Below are 16,995 nucleotides of genomic sequence, written 5' to 3' on the forward strand. Positions count from 1 at the left end.
CCCTGTAATGTAACCCCGACCTACAGAATGCCAAGCCGGGCGCACAGGTCATACGCCGCCGCCCGTCACTTCCGGCGCTTATGCTCGTCAAGTCGCGGCATGATCTCCACAAAATTGCAGGGCCGATGCCGATAATCGAGCTGATATTTCAGGATTTCGTCCCAGGCATCCCGGCACGCCCCCGGGCTTCCGGGCAGCGCAAACAAATACGTGCCCCCCGCCACGCCTCCCGTGGCGCGGCTCTGCACCGCAGAGGTGCCGATCTTCTGCATCGACACAATGGTAAAGACCGTGCCAAAGGCGTCTATTTCCTTCTCATAGACATCGCGATGCGCCTCAACCGTCACATCGCGCCCCGTCAGACCCGTGCCGCCCGTTGAAATCACCACATCAACCTCAGGATCGGCAATCCATTCGCGCAATTGCTCGGCCACCTGATCCCGCTCATCGCGCACGATCATGCGATCCGCGAGGATATGCCCCGCCTCCTCGATCCGCGCGACCAACGTATCGCCCGAGCGATCATCAGACATATCGCGGCTGTCCGATACGGTCAGAACCGCGATACGGACAGGGATGAACTCCTTGCTCTCGTCAATACGGGACATGGGATCAACTCCTTTGCATGAACGCGAGGCGCGCGGCCAACGCCGCAAAGATGGTGGCCGAGGCAAGGCCCAGCCCGCGCGTGAACCTCGGCGAGGTGGCCAATCGACGCCCCAACCCTCCGGCAAAAACCCCGACCGCGCCATTGATCACAAACCCGCCCACCGCAAGGATCAGACCAAAGATCAGAAACTGCGGCAGGATCGCGCGCGCCGGGTCGATGAATTGCGGCACAAAGGCCAGCACAAAAAGAATGACCTTGGGATTGAGCAGGTTCACCAGCATCCCCTCTCGAAAGGCGCGGGCCACGCCCAAAGCAGGCGCATCCGGGCGCATCGGCCCCATCCGCAGCGCGCCCCAAGCCAGCCACAAGAGATAGCCCACCCCCAGCCAGCGAATAATGTCGAGCAGAACCGGCAAGGCGGCAATCGCGGCGGCCAACCCCAGCCCCGCAAGGGTCACATGTACTATGCCCCCCGCCGAAATCCCGGCACTTGCCGCCAGCGCCGAACGTGGCCCCGACCGCAACCCAAGACCGAGGCAGAACATCATATCCGCCCCCGGCGTAAGGTTCAGCGCAAGACCCGCCGGGATGAACGCCAAAAGGGTCAAAGGATCGACGATCACGCGCCCGCCTCCCGCAACCGCGCCTTGAGTGCCAATAAATCCGCCCAGGCCTCGCGCTTGGCCGCAGGGTTGCGCAAGAGATAGGCCGGGTGAAACATCGGCAAGGCCGGTTTGCCATAGGCCTCGGCCCACTGCCCGCGCAGCCGTGTGATCCCGCGTTGGCCCAATCCCGCCTCACAACTGATATTGCCCATCAGCACGATCACCGCCGGATTCACCAATCCCACATGCCGCGCCACAAAGGGCCGCATCATGGCGATTTCCTCTGCGTTCGGATCGCGGTTCTGGGGGGGGCGCCACGGCAGAACATTGGTGATATAGACCGCGTCTTGTGGCGCTTGCGCCCCACGGCTCAGCCCAATCGCCTGCACCATCCGGTCCAGCAATTGCCCCGCCCGACCGACAAAGGGCTTGCCCTGCTGATCCTCATCTCGCCCCGGCGCTTCACCGATGATCATCACCCGCGCCGCAGGATTGCCATCGCCGAACACCAGATTGCGCGCCCCGCGCCGCAGGTCGCAATGCGGGTAGGCCCCAAGGGCCGCGCGCAGCCCCTCCAAATCCATGGCCGCCGCCGCTGCTGCGCGCGCAACCTCTACCGGATCAACGCCCGCGCCTAGGCTTGGCGCTGTCAGCGCGGCGGGTTTGACCTCTGTCTTGGGCACCACCGCAGGCTTTGCGACTTTCTCGGGCAGCTCATACCGATTGATGGGCGCATCGCCAATCGCCTCGGTCGCGCCAAGCTCGATCTGCCAGATCAGACTGGCCAAGGCATCATGGGGGCTGAGCATCGATTCCATGCGCCAGACGCTACCCCGTGGCGCGCCCCGGTGAAAGAGCCATGATCGCGCAGCTTCGGCCCGTCGGGAATTTGAGTATCTGCAGAACGATGAAAGGCAATCACCTGCGCGCAATCCGCGCCTTGCCCTGCGACACCTGCGGTCTTACAAAGCAGGGCGGAACGGCTCTGGAGGGCGGCATGACATTTCCACACGCGCATCTTCTGGGGATCGAGCCGCTATCCCCGGCGGATATCACCGCGATCCTTGATCTGGCCGAGGAATACGTGACCCTCAACCGCAGCGCCACCAAACATGGCGATGCCTTGGCGGGGCTCACGCAGATCAATATGTTCTTCGAGAATTCCACCCGCACACAGGCCAGTTTTGAGCTGGCAGGCAAGCGCCTTGGCGCGGATGTGATGAACATGGCGATGCAGGCCTCCAGCCTCAAAAAGGGCGAAACCCTGATTGATACCGCCCTCACGCTCAACGCCATGCACCCCGATCTTCTGGTGGTGCGCCATCCCCATTCCGGCGCGGTCGACCTCTTGGCGCAAAAGGTGCGCTGCGCGGTGCTCAATGCGGGCGACGGGCGGCATGAACACCCCACTCAGGCGCTCTTGGATGCGTTGACGATCCGCCGCGCCAAAGGGCGGTTGCACCGGCTGACCATCGCCATCTGCGGCGACATCGCGCATAGCCGCGTCGCGCGCTCGAATATCCTGTTGCTGGGCCGGATGGAAAACCGCGTCCGCCTCATCGGCCCGCCCACGCTCATGCCCGCTGGCATCGACGCCTTTGGCGTCGAAGTCTATGACGACATGCGCCGCGGGCTAGAGGGCGCTGATGTGGTGATGATGCTGAGGCTGCAAAAGGAACGCATGGATGGCGGCTTTATCCCGTCAGAGCGCGAATATTACCACCGCTACGGGCTCGATGCCGAGAAACTGGCCCATGCCAAGCCCGACGCCATCGTCATGCATCCCGGCCCGATGAATCGCGGCGTTGAAATCGACGGCGAGATTGCCGATGACATCAACCGCTCGGTCATTCAGGATCAGGTCGAGATGGGCGTCGCCGTGCGCATGGCCGCGATGGACCTTCTGGCGCGCAACCTGCGCGCCCGCCGGGCGGCGGCATGAGCACGGTTCTGCGCATCCCCGCCGGTGAGGCGCATGTCGTGCGCCTCTTTGCCGTGGACGAGGATCGCGCCAACCCCCATGCCGATGATGCCATCCTTGCCGCGCTGGGCGCAGGCCCGCTCAAGACGTCGGAAATCGAGCTTTTCGATCTGGCGGATCTGCAAGGCATGACGCTCACCGATTATCTGGCCGAGGGGCATGGCATCGCCGCCGCTGAACTTTCGCCCATGCAGCCGCAGGTCAATGGCCTGAAGGGTCGCGTGCTGATCCTGCCCTCACGCGCTTTTGAAGGGCGCGCTCAGGAAATGCGCCCGCATGCCCCCCTGCGCCTTGTTGCGCGCTTTTCCGAAGAGGTGGTGCCGGTGCGTTTCACCCCCCTGCCTACCGGCAGCGCCGAGGGCCTGCTCACCCCCCGCGCCAATGCCCGCCCGCAGGGTGCGGGGCGGTTGCGGCTCATGGCCTTTGCCGTGCTGGCGCTCATGGCCATCGGCGCGGCCGTCGCCATTGGCCTTGCGGTGAAACTATGAGCGAGGGGCTCATTCATTCCATGACCCCCACCACCCCGCTGGCAGAGGGTGAGCACGTGATCACAAGCTTTCACCCCGACCGTGCCGCCTATCGCCGTGACCACGCTTGGCTTGCGGCGGGGGCCATGGCGCTTGGCATGGCGATCCTTTGGGCTATTGGCAATCCGCATGTCTGGACCGGGGCCGTGGGCGGGCTTGCCGCGATTGCCGTGCGGGGGTTTTATGTCGCCTCGGATGAATTGAAGGCACGCTGGGATCTGACCGACCGGCGGCTCCTTGGCCCCCAAACCCGCGTTGTGCGGCTCTCAGAGATCAAGACGGTCCGGGGCTTGGGCAGCGCCGTGCAGGTGATCACCGCCACGGGCGACAAGCACCTGATCAAATATCAGGCCGACCGCGCCGGCACCGAGGCGCGGATACGCGCCGCCGCAGGACTATAAGAGGACAGGATGCAGGAACCCAAAGACCCACGCATGTCCGGCAAGATCGCGATGTTGGCCCTTCTGGTGATCGCCGCCCTGACCGTGGTCATGGTCTGGGTGGCGGGATGAGCGAGGGGTCGCGGTGGGACGCGCATCTTGACCCGCAAGACATCCTCTTGCGCGGGGCCAGCAATTCTTATGTCCCGCCGCTTTGGCGAACCGCGCTCGAAATCGTGGCTGGCCTGTTTATCCTTTTTCTTGGGTGGCTGTACATTTCGCAGAACGCGCCCGAGCGCCTGGATCGGTTCTGGGGAAAGACGATGGCGCTTTTTCTTTTCTTCCTGTTCGGCGTGCCCGTCCTCTATCGCCGTATGCGATGGAACGCTGGGCGAGAGTGGGCGATCACGGCATCCGCCATTCATTTCAACAACCGGCCCAATATTTCCATCGCGGATTTAAGCCATGTCCGTGGATGGGGGCACGACGTTGTCTTGATACGGCCCGATACGGGCTGGATGAACGTAAGACTGATGAAAGTTGAGAACGCGGCTGAGACGCGCGAATTGCTGCGGGATCTGATCCGCAGTCGAAAGAAAGTAACCGTATGACCCAAACCCTTTTCACAAACGCCCGCCTGATTGATCCCGAGGCAGGAACGGATGCTCCCGGCTGGCTCCTGATCGACAAGGGCGTGATTGCCGCGCGCGGCACGGATGCCCCACCGCAGGCCGAGGTCGTGATGGATTGCAGCGGCCATTGCCTTGCCCCCGGTATCGTCGATATCGGCGTCAAGGTGTGCGAACCGGGCGAGCGGCACAAGGAAAGCTATCGCTCTGCGGGCCTTGCGGCGGCGGCGGGCGGTGTGACCACGATGGTCACGCGCCCCGATACATCCCCCGCCATCGACAGCCCCGAGGTGCTGGAATTCGTCGCCCGCCGCGCCAATGAGGCCGCGCCGGTCAATGTGCTGGTGATGGCGGCCCTGACCAAGGGGCGACAGGGCCGCGAGATGACCGAAATCGGCTTTCTCATGGACGCAGGGGCCGTGGCCTTTACCGATTGCGACCATGTGGTCAGCGATACCAAGGTTCTCAGCCGCGCGCTGACCTATGCCCGCAGTCTGGGCGCGCTCGTCATCGGCCATCCCCAAGATCCCGGCCTAAGCGCCGGTGCGGCGGCCACCTCTGGCAAATTCGCGAGCTTGCGCGGCCTGCCTGCCGTCTCGCCCATGGCCGAGCGGATGGGGCTCGACCGCGACATCGCCCTCTTGGAAATGACCGGCGCGCGGTATCACGCCGACCAGATCACCACCGCCCGCGCGCTGCCCGCCTTGGCCCGCGCCAAGAAGAACGGGCTCGACATCACCGCAGGCACGTCCATCCACCACCTCACGCTCAATGAACTCGACGTGTCGGATTACCGCACCTTCTTCAAACTCAAACCGCCGCTCCGCTCCGAGGATGATCGCCAAGCGGTGATCGAGGCGCTGCGCGAAGGGCTGATCGACATCATCTCCTCAATGCACACGCCGCAGGACGAAGAATCCAAACGCCTGCCCTTCGAAGAAGCGGCGAGCGGTGCCGTGGCGCTTGAAACCCTGCTGCCCGTCGCACTCCGGCTTTACCATGCCGAGGCGCTCGATTTGCCCGCCCTCTTTCGCGCCATGTCGCTCAACCCTGCCAAACGTCTGGGGCTGGCTTCGGGGCGGCTCAGCATCGGCGCGCCTGCCGATCTGGTGCTTTTTGATCCGATGAAACCCTTCGTGCTCGACCGCTTCGCGCTCCGGTCAAAATCCAAGAACACCCCCTTTGATGGCGCGCGCCTGCAAGGTAAGGTCTGCGCGACCTATGTCGCAGGCACCCGCGTATATGAGGCCGACACATGCCCCTGATCGAAACCACCACCACTTTGCTGATCCTCTGGGCCGTGATCGGCTATCTCTTGGGCTCCATCCCCTTTGGCATGGTGCTGGCGCGGGTCATGGGGCTTGGCAACCTGCGCGAGATCGGATCGGGCAATATCGGGGCCACGAATGTCTTGCGCACCGGCAACAAAACCGCCGCTGCGCTCACCCTTCTTCTCGATGGTGGCAAGGGGGCTGTGGCGGTGCTCTTGGCGCGTGCCATGGCCGGCGAGGATGCGGCGCAACTGGCGGCGCTCAGCGCCTTTATTGGCCATTGCTACCCGGTCTGGATCGGGTTTCGCGGCGGCAAGGGGGTTGCAACCTTTCTGGGAATTTTCCTTGCCCTCGCATGGCCCGTGGGTCTGGCCTGCTGCGCCACATGGCTGGTGACGGCGCTGGTCACGCGGGTCTCGTCCAAGGCCGCGATCATGGCGGCGGCGCTCTCGACCGGCTGGATGGTGGTGCTGGGATACGGCACGGGCATGCTTCTGGCCTTCGTGCTATCGCTGCTGGTCTTCTGGCGGCACCGCGACAATATCGCCCGGATCAAGGCGGGCACAGAACCCCGGATCGGGCAAAAGGGGTAGGGGGACGGCCCAGCGATCCGCGCGGCGGCGCTTCGCGCCTTGTTCCGCGCGGGGGGGTTTAACGGACATTCGCCCCAATCACCGTCGCGCGGGATCAAGGTGCCGCAGGCACCGCCGCGCAGCGCCCGACCGCCCCCTCGGGCGGGCGCTTTTGCAACGTATCTCCTCAGCGAGAAGGCGGAAGAGTTGGCAGGCATAAAGTGCCCATCACTTCTGTTGCTGCGCCCACCCGGCGGTCGGGCACCGCGCAGCTTGCGACAAGAGGCACCGCCTCTCACCCTTCGTGAACAATCTTGATATGCCGCGCGCCCCGCGCCTCGGCCAGACCCATCTGCTTTTGCCGCTCACGAAACCGCGCCTTGTCCTCGTCGCTGGTCTCGTTCACGCAGTGATGACAGGCGACGCCCTCTTCATACTCGGGCCGGTCCATATCGGCAGGCAGGATCGGCCGCCGACAGGCATGACACAACCGATGCGGCCCTTCTTTCAGCCCGTGCCCCACCGACACGCGCCCATCAAACACGAAACACTCCCCGCGCCACGTGCTCTCCGCTTCCGGCACCTCTTCGAGATATTTCAGAATACCGCCCTTGAGGTGATAGACCTCCTCAACCCCTTGTCCCAAAAGGTAATTGGTGGATTTCTCACAGCGAATGCCCCCCGTGCAGAACATCGCGATCCGCTTGTTGTGAAAGCGGTGCTTGTTTTCCTCCCACCACGCCGGGAAATCGCGGAATGTCGCCGTCTGCGGATCAACCGCCCCCTCAAAGGAGCCAATCGCCACCTCGTAATCATTCCGCGTGTCGATCACCGCCACATCCGGACTGCGGATCAGATCATTCCATCCGGCAGGCTCAACATAATGCCCGACCCGCGCGCGCGGATCGACATCCGGCTGCCCCATGGTCACAATCTCTTTCTTCAGCCGCACCTTCATCCTGCGAAAGGGCTGCGTTGCCGCCGCGCTTTCCTTCCATTCCAGACCGTCGCAGCCGGGTAGGGCGCGGATATGCGCCAGCACAGCAGAAATCCCCGCCGCAGGCCCGGCAATCGTGCCATTGATGCCCTCGCGCGCGAGCAAGAGCGACCCGCTGATCTTTTCCGCGTCGCACAGCGCCTGCAACGGCCCCTGCACGGCGGCGGGATCGTCAAAGCGGGTGAAATGATAGAGGGCTGCAATCTTGTACATGCCGCGCGATTTACGCCCCCGCGCAGGCCCTCGCAAGAGGGCATTCCGACGCTTTTGGCCTGCAAGGGCCGCGCGTCACCCCGCCCCTTCCGAGATCAAAAGCTCTGTCGGCTGGCCGCCAATTCCATAAACCCGCACCCAGATATAGCGGCTCCGCCCTGTCAGCACCCACTCGGGCAGATATTCAGAACCGGGCATGATGCGACAGCGCCCGGCAATTCGGGCGCGCATCTCGCGCGAGGCAAAGACCGGGTCCGATTGATCGCCGTCATGGCGGATACCAAAGCGGTGAAAATTTGCCCGGTCTTGCTGAACAACCGCGCAGAAATCCCCCAATCGTTGCCCTTGCGAATTCCGCATATCCTCGACCCCGAGAGAGGTGTAATATTCCGCGATCAACTCTTGCGCGACACTGGGCGATGCGGTCAGACATGCCCCAAAAATCATGGCTAGAATGCGTTTCATGTTTTTCCCCTGCTGAAAATGACGATCCGGAATAGTTGCGTTCAGACTGGCATGTTCTGCATTGAGGGGCAACTTTGAGGGTATCACACCGGTCGGCACGCGGCAGAATAGACGGCGCGAGGTGATTGACGCCCGTTTCCATGGCCCTTACCTCTGCGCTTGAAGGAGCCATGCCATGACATCTGCCCTCATTGTGATCGACCTGCAAAATGATTTCTGCCCCGGTGGTGCGCTCGCCGTTCCAGAGGGGGATCAGATCGTGCCCGGCATCAACGCCCTCATGCCGGAATTCCCGGCAGTGATCCTCACACAGGATTGGCATCCCTCGGGCCATTCTTCCTTCGCGTCCTCGCATCCCGGAAAATCTGCCTATGAAATGACCGAGATGCCCTATGGCCCCCAAGTGCTCTGGCCCGACCATTGCGTTCAGGGCAGCCATGGGGCCGCCTTTCACCAAGATCTGAACACAGCGCGCGCCGACCTCATTCTGCGTAAAGGGTATAACCCCGCCATCGACAGCTATTCGGCGTTTTTCGAGAATGACCGCGCCACCCCGACCGGGCTGCATGGCTATCTGCAAACGCGCGGTATCACCGACCTCACCATGGTCGGCCTCGCCATCGATTTCTGCGTCAACTACTCAGCGCTCGACGCCGCCCGGCTGGGCTACCGCGTCACCGTCCGGCGCGATCTGGCGCGCGGCATCGACCTTGGCGGATCACTGGCTGCGGCAGAGGCGGGGATGACGGCGGCGGGGGTTACCCTCTTATGAGGGCCAACCTTACAAAATCACCTTACAAAACGTAAGGTTCGTCATGTCCGACCTCACCGCCGAGATCCGCGCCTGTCGCCTCTGCGCGGAGCGGTTCGCAGCCACGCATACCGCGCATGCGCCCCGCCCGGTGGCATGGTTCAGCCCCTCCGCCCGACTGCTCATCACCGGACAGGCACCGGGGCTGCGGGTGCATCAGTCGGGCAAGCCATTTGATGATCCTTCGGGGGACCGGCTGCGCGATTGGCTGGGGCTAAGTGCCTGTGAATTCTACGATAAATCCCGCGTCGCGATCGTGCCAATGGCCTTTTGCTTTCCGGGCTACGATGCCAAGGGATCAGATCTGCCGCCGCCGCGCATCTGTGGCAGCACATGGCATGAGCGCGTCATGCAAGCCCTTGAAAACGTGAGGTTAACCGTGCTTGTCGGCGGCTATGCCCACAAGTATCACTTGGGCGTCAAGACCGGTGTAACTCAAACCGTTCAGGCATGGCGCGACCATGCACCGCGGATTTTCACCTTGCCGCATCCCTCGTGGCGCAATACCGCTTGGCTCAAGAAGCATCCGTGGTTCGAGGCCGACGTTCTGCCGGAATTACGCGCACAAATTCAAAGGGTTATCCATGACTGACCTAACCCCGCTCGACATCGCCCATGCCGCGATGGAGGCCGCCCCCGAGGACGCCACCGCCCGCTTGCGGTTTTACGAGACCTTGGTGGCAAGCGAGCTGTATCTCTTGCTCAAATCCGAGGTGGAGGGCGACCAACTCGACCCGGAAGTATTTGATTTATCATATCATTCTTTCGTTCTCGTGTTTGATCGCGAAGACCGCTTGGCGCAATTCGCAGGCCGCATCGTGCCCTACGCGGCACTCAGTGGGCGCAGTATCGTGACCATGCTGGCGGGGCAGGGGGTGGGCCTTGGTGTCAATCTCGACGTGGCACCTTCCTCCATCCTGCTTCCGCCAGAGGCGGTGGATTGGCTGGCCGAAACCCTCTCCGATGCCCCCTCAGAGATCGAGGCGAAGCCGGAAAAGCTAAGCGCGCCCAAAGGCTTGCCCGAAAACCTCTTGATTGCACTCGATGCGCGACTGGCCACGATGGCAGGGCTCGCGGACCTCGCCTATCTCGCCCGCGTGACCTATGACACCGGTGCGCAGGGGCATTTGCTGGGCTTTGTCGGGGCGGACCCGCAGGCGCAAAGCGCCTTGGCCCGTGCCGTGTCCGAGGTGCTGATCTTTTCGGGGCTCGAGGCGGCCGCACTTGATGTGGCCTTCTTTGCCGCCTCCGATCCGGTCGCGGCATGTCTGGCACACTGCGGATTGCGCTTTGATCTGCCCGAACCGCCCCGGCCAACGGTCCGCGCGGCACCCGGCTCTGACCCGGATAAACCGCCACTTCTCAGATAGTTAGCTGGGTTCAATACCCTTTGCTGCGATCCACCAGATGCAAAAACGGCTCACCTGCCTCACCGCGCTGGACATTCTCGATGATCACCCGCGCCGCCGTGATGGCCCGCGTTTCAGAGGCGATATGCGGCGTTACCGTCACACGTGGATGCGCCCAATAGGGATGCGCGGGCGGCAACGGCTCTACCCGGAACACATCCAGCGTGGCATGTCCGATATGCCCTGCGTCCAACGCAGCCAAAAGCGCATCATCGTCTATCAGTGGCCCGCGTCCAGGGTTCACGATCATCGCGCCCTCTGGCAGAAGGGCCAGCCGTTCGGCGTTTAAAAGGTTTTCGGTCTCAGCTGTCAAAGGCAGCAAAAGCACAAGGATTTCAGCGCTTTGCAACGCCTTGAGCAGCCCATCATCCCCCGAAAGACAGGCGATGTCCGACACCTCGCGCGGGCTTCTGCTCCAGCCCGTAACCGGAAACCCAAGACCGCGCAGCGCCTTGGCGCAGGCCTGCCCCAGAACGCCCAGCCCCAACACGGTAACCGGGCGATCCTCGGCCAGAGGGGGGATGGTCTTGCGCCAGACCCCGTCCTGCCCAAGAATATGCGCATCCATCCCCAGATGATGCCGCAGCACATGGCCCGTGACCCATTCCACCATCCCTTGCGTCAGCCCATGATCGACCATCCGCGCCAACGGAACCTTTAGCGTTTGATTTCCAACGATATTCTCTACCCCAGCCCAGAGGTTCAGAACCGCCTTGAGGCGCGTATAGGGGGTAAAATCCTGCACCGCGCTATTGGGCGCGTAGATCATGTAATCCACCTCTTCGGGTGGCAGATCAAGCGCGAGGTTCGCCGTGATACCTGCCTCAGAGAGGGCTGATTTCAAAGGGTTTTCATAGATGTCCCACTGCTCGGGCCGAGCAGCAAAAAGAATATTGGGTGTCATTTGTCCTACCTTGGTTTGTGAATATGCGCGCTCTGGACAAGGCCAAAACCGACCATGAGCACAAGCATCGCCGATCCGCCATAGCTGACCAGTGGCAGCGGCACCCCGACCACGGGCATAAGGCCCATGACCATCGCCATATTAACGGCGAAGAACAGAAAAAACGTCATCGCGACCCCTAGGATAAGCAGGGATGAATAGCGGTCCTTGTTACTGAACGCCGCAGAGACGCAGAACACCAGGATCAGCGTATAAAGTCCCAGAATGGAAATCCCGCCGATAAAACCGAATTCCTCGGCAAGGGTCACGAAGATAAAGTCCGTATGCTTCTCTGGCAGAAAGTTGAGCCGCGATTGCGTACCCTGCATAAAGCCCCGCCCGGTCCAGCCGCCAGAGCCAAGCGCGATCTTGGATTGGGTGATGTGATAGCCCGCGCCAAGTGGATCGTTGTCGGGATTGAGAAAGGTGTCGATCCGGCGATATTGATAATTTTCAAGCAGTTGCCAGTCTGTGCCGCGGCTTTCGAACACTGCAAACACAAGCGCGACCACCGCGAGGATGACCGTGGCGAAATAGGCCCAATGCACCCCCGCCACAAACATAACCACCCCTCCTGCCGCCAACAGCAGGATCGAGGTGCCAAGGTCAGGCTGACGCAGCACGAGAGCCACCGGGGTCAGGATCAGCCCCACCGGGATCAACACCCAAATGGGCCGCGATACCCGCGACATCGGCAACCAATCGTAATAGGCGGCCAATAGCATCACGAGCGTGATCTTGACCAATTCCGAGGGCTGAAGTCGCATAAACCCAAGGTCGATCCAGCGCTGTGCGCCCTTGCCCTCCACCCCGACCAGCGCCACGGCAATCAACAGGGCCAGGGAAATGAGATAGGCAAGCAGCGACATGTTCCGCCAGAACCAGATTGGGACCATGGCCACAATCAGCATCACCGCCAACCCGAGGGCAAAGCGTTTCATTTGCGGCTCTGCCCAGATTGACAGGTTCCCGCCCGCAACCGAGTAGAGCATCAGAAATCCCACGCCCGCAACAGTGCAGAGCAAGAGCACCAGTGGCCAGTTGAGGTACAGGATCTTGCGTGCGCCAGACGGGGCTGTCTTGATGGAGTGCTCGAGATAGCTCATGCGCGGTCGCTGTCCTCTGGTGTCGGTCGAGAGCGGGCCGCGCGCAGTTTTTCCTGTTGTGCCTTGATCCGGGGGCGGTCTGCCTCGGGATAGGCGGCCAGCGGTGGGTCCTCGCCATAGAGCGCTTGAAGGGTGATGTCGCGGGCAATCGGTGCTGCCGCCGTTGAACCGCCGCCGCCATGTTCCACCACAACTGCCACGGCATATTTTGGGGCATCATAGGGTGCAAAGCTGACAAAAAGCGCGTGATCGCGCTGTTCGCGGGGCAGGGCATCGTTGCTGAGCACGCCTGTCGCCCGCTCACCGGTCGAGATGTTGCGCACCTGGCTTGTGCCGGTCTTGCCCGCAAGGCGAAAGGCATCCTCGATGATGCGGCTGCGATAGGCGGTGCCACGGTTGCTGTTGGTGACGGCATACATCGCGCGCCGCACCTCGCGCAGAAGGTTCTCGTTCAGGCCCATAGGTTCGCCATGGCCTGAGGGCTGCTCGACTCCGTCGATGGATTTGACCAGTCGGGGCGTCACGCTTCGGCTGGTGGCCAAACGTGCGGTCATTACTGCCAGTTGCAGCGGCGAGGCCAGCACGAACCCCTGTCCGATCGAGGCATTGGCGCTGTCCCCCACAACCCACGGCTCGCCACGATTGGCCACTTTCCATTCGCGGGTCGGTGCTAACCCTTTGGCAACACTGGTCATGGGCAGGTCGAACTGCACCCCAAGACCAAGCCTCTCGGCCATCGCGCTGATATTCTCGATACCGGTCCGCAGGGCGAGTTCGTAGTAATAGACGTCGCAACTTTCGCGCAACGAAAGGTGGAGGTCCATGTTGCCGTGCCCGCCGCGTTTCCAGCAGTGAAAGCGGCGGCCACTGATTTCCAGATGGCCGGGGCAATAGACCGTATCCTGAAGCGAAACATCCCCCGCCTCAAGCGCCGCAAGCGCTGTCACCATCTTAAAGGTAGAGCCCGGAGGATAGATGCCCTGCACTGCCTTGTTGGGCAGGGGGCGATAGGGATCGTCCAGCAAGGCGCGATAATCCGCAACCGAGATACCACGCACAAAGAGGTTGGGATCGTAGCTGGGCGAAGAGGCACAGGCCAGAATATCGCCTGTCTCACAGTCGATCATCACCACGGCGGCGCTCTCGCCATCTAGGCGGGCATTGGCATAGGTTTGCAATTCGTTGTCGAGCGTCAACTGGATATCCGAGCCGGGTTGCCCCTCTTGGCGGTCCAATTCGCGCATCACGCGCCCGGCGGCGTTCACCTCAACCCGTCGCGTGCCCGCAGAGCCACGCAAGAGGTTCTCACGCTGCGCTTCAAGCCCGATCTTGCCGATCTGGAAACGAGGCAAGCGCAAAAGCTGTTCTGGCGCGTCGATCCGATCCAGATCGCGGTCGCTGACTGGCCCGACATAGCCCACCACATGGGCATGATCATCCCGCAGCGGATAGCGGCGAGACAGCCCCACCTCTGGATGAACCCCGGGTAAGGCAGGGGCATTGACCGCAACCCGGCTGATATCCTCCCAGGTGACACGATCTGCCACTGTCACAGGGGTATCGCCACGCAGCTCTTTTAACTCGCGACGGGCCTTTTCCAGCTCTCCGGGGTCCAACTCGACCAAACGCGCCAGCCGGGCGATCACCTCGTCCACGTCCCGCGCCTGTTCGCGGATCATGGTGATCCTGTAGCTGGGCACATTCTCGGCGATGATCCGACCTTCGCGGTCAAAAATCCGCCCGCGCGTGGGGGGGATCAGTTGAATGTTGATGCGGTTTTCGTCAGCCAAGAGGCGGAACTGATCGGCCTGTTCCAACTGCATATACCGCATGCGCAGCGCAAGCGCGCCCATCACGCCCAGTTGTAGCCCGCCCACGACCAGCCCGCGCCGGGTGATCCGACGCTGGCTCTCGGCGGTATCGCGGGGCGGGCGCCTCATGGCCGCATCCCCGCAGGATCAAGATCACCGGGCGCACGTTTCCGCACACCAAACAGGGCATGTGACAGAAAGGCGATGGCAGGATAGGCGATCAAGGTTGACATCAGTTGCATAAGGCTCAGGCCAAGGGGTGCCTGATCCACCATCAGAATGGCCAAGATAACGCGGTTCGCCACGGTCATCACGATCATGGAACTGGCGACCGAGGCCCATTCTGCCGCAAATGTCAGATCGCGCAATGCGGATGCACGATTGCGTAGGGTCTGCGTGCCGATTACCATCAGTGCCGCCCACAGGCCCGGTGGGCGCTGCAACATAAGATCAAGTCCAAGTGCCACCAGCCCAACCAACAGCACCGGCACATAGTCAGGCCGGCGCACCGCCCAAGCAAAGGTCAGCGCCATCACCAGATCGGGCCCGGCCCATTTCGGAGGCGTATGCGCCAACGGCAAAAGATGCAGAAACAACAGGGCAATACAAAGCGCCAGATAAAGCGCACGCATGACCCAGGCACGAGGCAAGAGCGCATCAACCATTCTCAGCCTCCGCCGCTTCGGTCGCATCTGGGGCGGTCTCGGGATTCTCGCTGCCGGGCAGGCTTGATGGGGAAATCAGCCGTCCGGGGTCGGTCAGGCGCTCGTTCTCGTAACTGCGCAGCACGCGCAGAAATTCCAGCCGCTCGTAATCTGCAGAGATCCGCACGCGCATCCGCCCGCCGGGATCTTCGGCCAATTGACCGACCAGCAAGCCCGCCGGAAACACCCCGCCATCGCCCGAGGTCAGCACCCGATCGCCGGGGCGTACCTGATCCGGGGCTTCAACGAAATCAACCACCGGAGCGATGGAATTGTCGCCAATGATCAACGCACGCTGTCCCGAGGGCTGGATCGTGACGGGGATCCGGCTCGAGGTGTCGGTCAGCAGGATTACCCGCGCAGTGTTCCGCCCGACGCCGGAAATCCGCCCCACCAGCCCCAGACCGTCCATCGCAGCCCAGCCATCCTTGATGCCATCGCGCGCGCCCACGTTGATCAAGACGGATTGCCGAAAGGGCGACCCGCTGTCGGCCATGACCACGCCCGTCACAAATGTCAGGCGCGGGTCAAGTTGCACATTGTTGAGGTCCAAGAGGCGCGCGTTTTCCTGCTCCAGCTGCAGCGCGGCCTCTTTCCACGCTTTCATCTGTTGCAACTCGCGGCGTAGATCCTGATTTTGCTGATACATGCGCTGATAGCTCTGGAAATCGCGCAAGATATTCACCGCCCCGGTGACCGGTGCCATCGCCCAGTCGAATGAGGGCACGACCCGATCCACCACCTGCGCGCGAAATCTTTCGACCCGCGGGCTGTCGATCCGCCAGACCAGGAAGATGCCGAGCAGACACAATAGGAGAACCCCCAGAAGCAGGCGCTTCAGCGGGCCACTGTAATCCTCGCCTTGTCCGCGGTCTCTCGCCACGAAATCCCCCTTTTAGGCAAAGGTGGGTGGTTCAGCTGTCGTAGTCAATCGCGTGGCGCAACTGCTTTTCAAACTCAAGCGCTTTGCCAGTGCCAAGTGCCACGCAATTGAGACTGTCATCCGCAATGGATACGGCCAGCCCGGTTTGTTCGCGCAGCGCCAGATCAAGATCGCCCAAAAGCGCGCCCCCGCCGGTCAGCATCACGCCTCGGTCTACGATATCCGCCGCCAGATCGGGTGGTGTCGCCTCAAGCGCGGTCATCACCGCCTCGCAAATCTGTTGTACGGGTTCGGCAAGCGCCTCGGCGATCTGCGCTTGGCTGATCTCGATTTCCTTGGGCACGCCATTGAGCAGGTCACGCCCGCGCACATGCATCGACGTGCCGCGCCCGTCGTCGGGCATACGGGCCGTGCCGATGCTGGTCTTGATCCGCTCAGCCGTGGATTCACCCACCAGCAGGTTTTGCTGGCGACGCAGATAGTTGATGATCGCCTCGTCCATCCGGTCGCCCCCAACACGCACCGAGCGCGCATAGACGATATCGCCAAGGCTGAGCACCGCGACCTCGGTCGTGCCGCCGCCGATATCAACCACCATGTTCCCGGTGGGATCTGTGATCGGCATGCCGGCACCAATAGCGGCGGCAATGGGTTCTGCGATCAAACCCGCCCGGCGCGCACCTGCGGAGAGCACTGATTGCCGGATCGCGCGCTTTTCCACAGGTGTCGCCCCGTGCGGCACGCAGACGATGATCTTGGGCTTGGAAAAGGTTGAACGCTTGTGCACCTTGCGGATGAAATGCTTGATCATCGCTTCGGCGGTGTCAAAGTCGGCGATCACACCTTCGCGCATCGGCCTTATGGCCTCGATGCTGCCGGGGGTCCGCCCCAACATCAGCTTGGCATCCTCGCCCACGGCCAGCACTTTGCGAACTCCGTCCTTGACGTGATAGGCCACAACCGAAGGCTCGCTCAGGATGATCCCGCGCCCCTTGACGTAAACCAGCGTGTTGGCCGTGCCCAGGTCAATCGCCATGTCTGATGAAAACAGACTGGGAATCCTATCAAATATAGACAT

Annotated in this window: 20 protein-coding genes; 9 read left to right on the forward strand and 11 right to left on the reverse strand. The window is 62.3% G+C overall.

All coding sequences use genetic code 11. From position 1 onward, the window contains the following. Positions 1-65: 65 nt before the first annotated feature. From moaB to ROSMUCSMR3_RS13525, 3 genes are read right to left on the reverse strand one after another with little or no spacing between them, the layout of a single operon-like run. Entirely contained in the window at positions 66-608 is a 543-nt protein-coding gene (moaB, locus tag ROSMUCSMR3_RS13515; protein WP_008279251.1) for a molybdenum cofactor biosynthesis protein B, read from the reverse strand. A 4-nt stretch (positions 609-612) separates the two neighbouring features. Then, on the reverse strand, positions 613-1,230 hold the full coding sequence (locus ROSMUCSMR3_RS13520) for a LysE family translocator (RefSeq protein WP_198385618.1): 618 nt from the start codon (positions 1,228-1,230) through the stop codon (positions 613-615). Next, positions 1,230-2,033 (reverse strand): uracil-DNA glycosylase, encoded by an 804-nt coding sequence (locus ROSMUCSMR3_RS13525; RefSeq protein WP_081507634.1) that lies wholly within the window; start codon positions 2,031-2,033, stop codon positions 1,230-1,232. The genes ROSMUCSMR3_RS13520 and ROSMUCSMR3_RS13525 overlap by 1 nt, the downstream gene beginning before the upstream one ends. 179 nt (positions 2,034-2,212) lie before the next feature. Between ROSMUCSMR3_RS13525 and ROSMUCSMR3_RS13530 the strand changes: the two genes are divergently transcribed. The 6 genes from ROSMUCSMR3_RS13530 (at position 2,213) to plsY (ending at position 6,596) form a co-directional block, all read left to right on the forward strand. Further along, a complete protein-coding gene (locus tag ROSMUCSMR3_RS13530; protein ID WP_037296930.1) occupies positions 2,213-3,157 on the forward strand; it encodes an aspartate carbamoyltransferase catalytic subunit in 945 nt (314 codons plus the stop codon). Further along, positions 3,154-3,684 (forward strand): hypothetical protein, encoded by a 531-nt coding sequence (locus ROSMUCSMR3_RS13535; RefSeq protein ID WP_081507635.1) that lies wholly within the window; start codon positions 3,154-3,156, stop codon positions 3,682-3,684. The genes ROSMUCSMR3_RS13530 and ROSMUCSMR3_RS13535 overlap by 4 nt, the downstream gene beginning before the upstream one ends. A gap of 20 nt (positions 3,685-3,704) precedes the next feature. Beyond that, positions 3,705-4,124, forward strand: a complete 420-nt coding sequence (locus ROSMUCSMR3_RS13540) for a hypothetical protein (protein ID WP_050775721.1) — start codon at positions 3,705-3,707, stop codon at positions 4,122-4,124. Positions 4,125-4,282: 158 nt separating this feature from the next. Further along, complete coding sequence (locus ROSMUCSMR3_RS13545; RefSeq protein WP_217521276.1) at positions 4,283-4,714, forward strand: hypothetical protein; 432 nt, start codon at positions 4,283-4,285, stop codon at positions 4,712-4,714. Next, positions 4,711-5,997, forward strand: a complete 1,287-nt coding sequence (pyrC, locus tag ROSMUCSMR3_RS13550) for a dihydroorotase (protein WP_081507637.1) — start codon at positions 4,711-4,713, stop codon at positions 5,995-5,997. The genes ROSMUCSMR3_RS13545 and pyrC overlap by 4 nt, the downstream gene beginning before the upstream one ends. Next, positions 5,988-6,596, forward strand: a complete 609-nt coding sequence (plsY, locus tag ROSMUCSMR3_RS13555) for a glycerol-3-phosphate 1-O-acyltransferase PlsY (RefSeq protein WP_081507638.1) — start codon at positions 5,988-5,990, stop codon at positions 6,594-6,596. The genes pyrC and plsY overlap by 10 nt, the downstream gene beginning before the upstream one ends. A 274-nt stretch (positions 6,597-6,870) precedes the next feature. Here the strand turns inward: plsY and ROSMUCSMR3_RS13560 are convergent, their stop codons facing one another. Together ROSMUCSMR3_RS13560 and ROSMUCSMR3_RS13565 are read right to left on the reverse strand one after the other, a co-directional pair. After that, complete coding sequence (locus ROSMUCSMR3_RS13560) at positions 6,871-7,785, reverse strand: rhodanese-related sulfurtransferase (RefSeq protein ID WP_081507639.1); 915 nt, start codon at positions 7,783-7,785, stop codon at positions 6,871-6,873. Positions 7,786-7,860: 75 nt separating this feature from the next. Further along, entirely contained in the window at positions 7,861-8,250 is a 390-nt protein-coding gene (locus ROSMUCSMR3_RS13565) for a hypothetical protein (protein ID WP_237183450.1), read from the reverse strand. Positions 8,251-8,425: 175 nt separating this feature from the next. Here ROSMUCSMR3_RS13565 and pncA point away from each other — a divergent pair, with 175 nt between their 5' ends. From pncA to ROSMUCSMR3_RS13580, 3 genes are read left to right on the forward strand one after another with little or no spacing between them, the layout of a single operon-like run. Beyond that, the gene (gene pncA, locus ROSMUCSMR3_RS13570; RefSeq protein ID WP_081507640.1) at positions 8,426-9,022 is read left to right on the forward strand and encodes a bifunctional nicotinamidase/pyrazinamidase; all 597 of its coding nucleotides are present in this window, start codon (positions 8,426-8,428) and stop codon (positions 9,020-9,022) included. 43 nt (positions 9,023-9,065) lie between these two features. After that, positions 9,066-9,653 carry a uracil-DNA glycosylase family protein gene (locus ROSMUCSMR3_RS13575; RefSeq protein ID WP_081507641.1) on the forward strand — a complete coding sequence of 196 codons (588 nt, stop codon included), beginning with the start codon at positions 9,066-9,068 and terminating at the stop codon, positions 9,651-9,653. Next, complete coding sequence (locus ROSMUCSMR3_RS13580) at positions 9,646-10,431, forward strand: SseB family protein (RefSeq protein ID WP_081507642.1); 786 nt, start codon at positions 9,646-9,648, stop codon at positions 10,429-10,431. The genes ROSMUCSMR3_RS13575 and ROSMUCSMR3_RS13580 overlap by 8 nt, the downstream gene beginning before the upstream one ends. A 10-nt stretch (positions 10,432-10,441) precedes the next feature. On the opposite strand, the gene ROSMUCSMR3_RS13585 is transcribed toward ROSMUCSMR3_RS13580, so the two are convergent. Genes ROSMUCSMR3_RS13585 through ROSMUCSMR3_RS13610 form a run of 6 tightly spaced genes read right to left on the reverse strand, consistent with a single transcriptional unit; the run spans position 10,442 to position 16,995 of the window. Beyond that, a complete protein-coding gene (locus ROSMUCSMR3_RS13585) occupies positions 10,442-11,374 on the reverse strand; it encodes a 2-hydroxyacid dehydrogenase (RefSeq protein ID WP_081507643.1) in 933 nt (310 codons plus the stop codon). Between the two features lie 5 nt (positions 11,375-11,379). Continuing rightward, positions 11,380-12,519: a rod shape-determining protein RodA gene (gene rodA / locus ROSMUCSMR3_RS13590; protein ID WP_008279236.1), complete on the reverse strand. Its 1,140-nt coding sequence runs from the start codon at positions 12,517-12,519 to the stop codon at positions 11,380-11,382. After that, a complete protein-coding gene (mrdA, locus tag ROSMUCSMR3_RS13595; RefSeq protein WP_008279235.1) occupies positions 12,516-14,459 on the reverse strand; it encodes a penicillin-binding protein 2 in 1,944 nt (647 codons plus the stop codon). Before mrdA ends, rodA begins: the two co-directional genes overlap by 4 nt. Beyond that, complete coding sequence (locus tag ROSMUCSMR3_RS13600; RefSeq protein WP_198385524.1) at positions 14,456-14,995, reverse strand: rod shape-determining protein MreD; 540 nt, start codon at positions 14,993-14,995, stop codon at positions 14,456-14,458. The genes mrdA and ROSMUCSMR3_RS13600 overlap by 4 nt, the downstream gene beginning before the upstream one ends. Beyond that, the gene (gene mreC / locus ROSMUCSMR3_RS13605; RefSeq protein WP_008279233.1) at positions 14,988-15,917 is read right to left on the reverse strand and encodes a rod shape-determining protein MreC; all 930 of its coding nucleotides are present in this window, start codon (positions 15,915-15,917) and stop codon (positions 14,988-14,990) included. The genes ROSMUCSMR3_RS13600 and mreC overlap by 8 nt, the downstream gene beginning before the upstream one ends. Positions 15,918-15,948: 31 nt before the next feature. Continuing rightward, positions 15,949-16,995 (reverse strand): rod shape-determining protein, encoded by a 1,047-nt coding sequence (locus ROSMUCSMR3_RS13610; RefSeq protein ID WP_037245879.1) that lies wholly within the window; start codon positions 16,993-16,995, stop codon positions 15,949-15,951.

Source organism: Roseovarius mucosus, from assembly GCF_002080415.1.
GTDB lineage: Bacteria > Pseudomonadota > Alphaproteobacteria > Rhodobacterales > Rhodobacteraceae > Roseovarius > Roseovarius mucosus_A.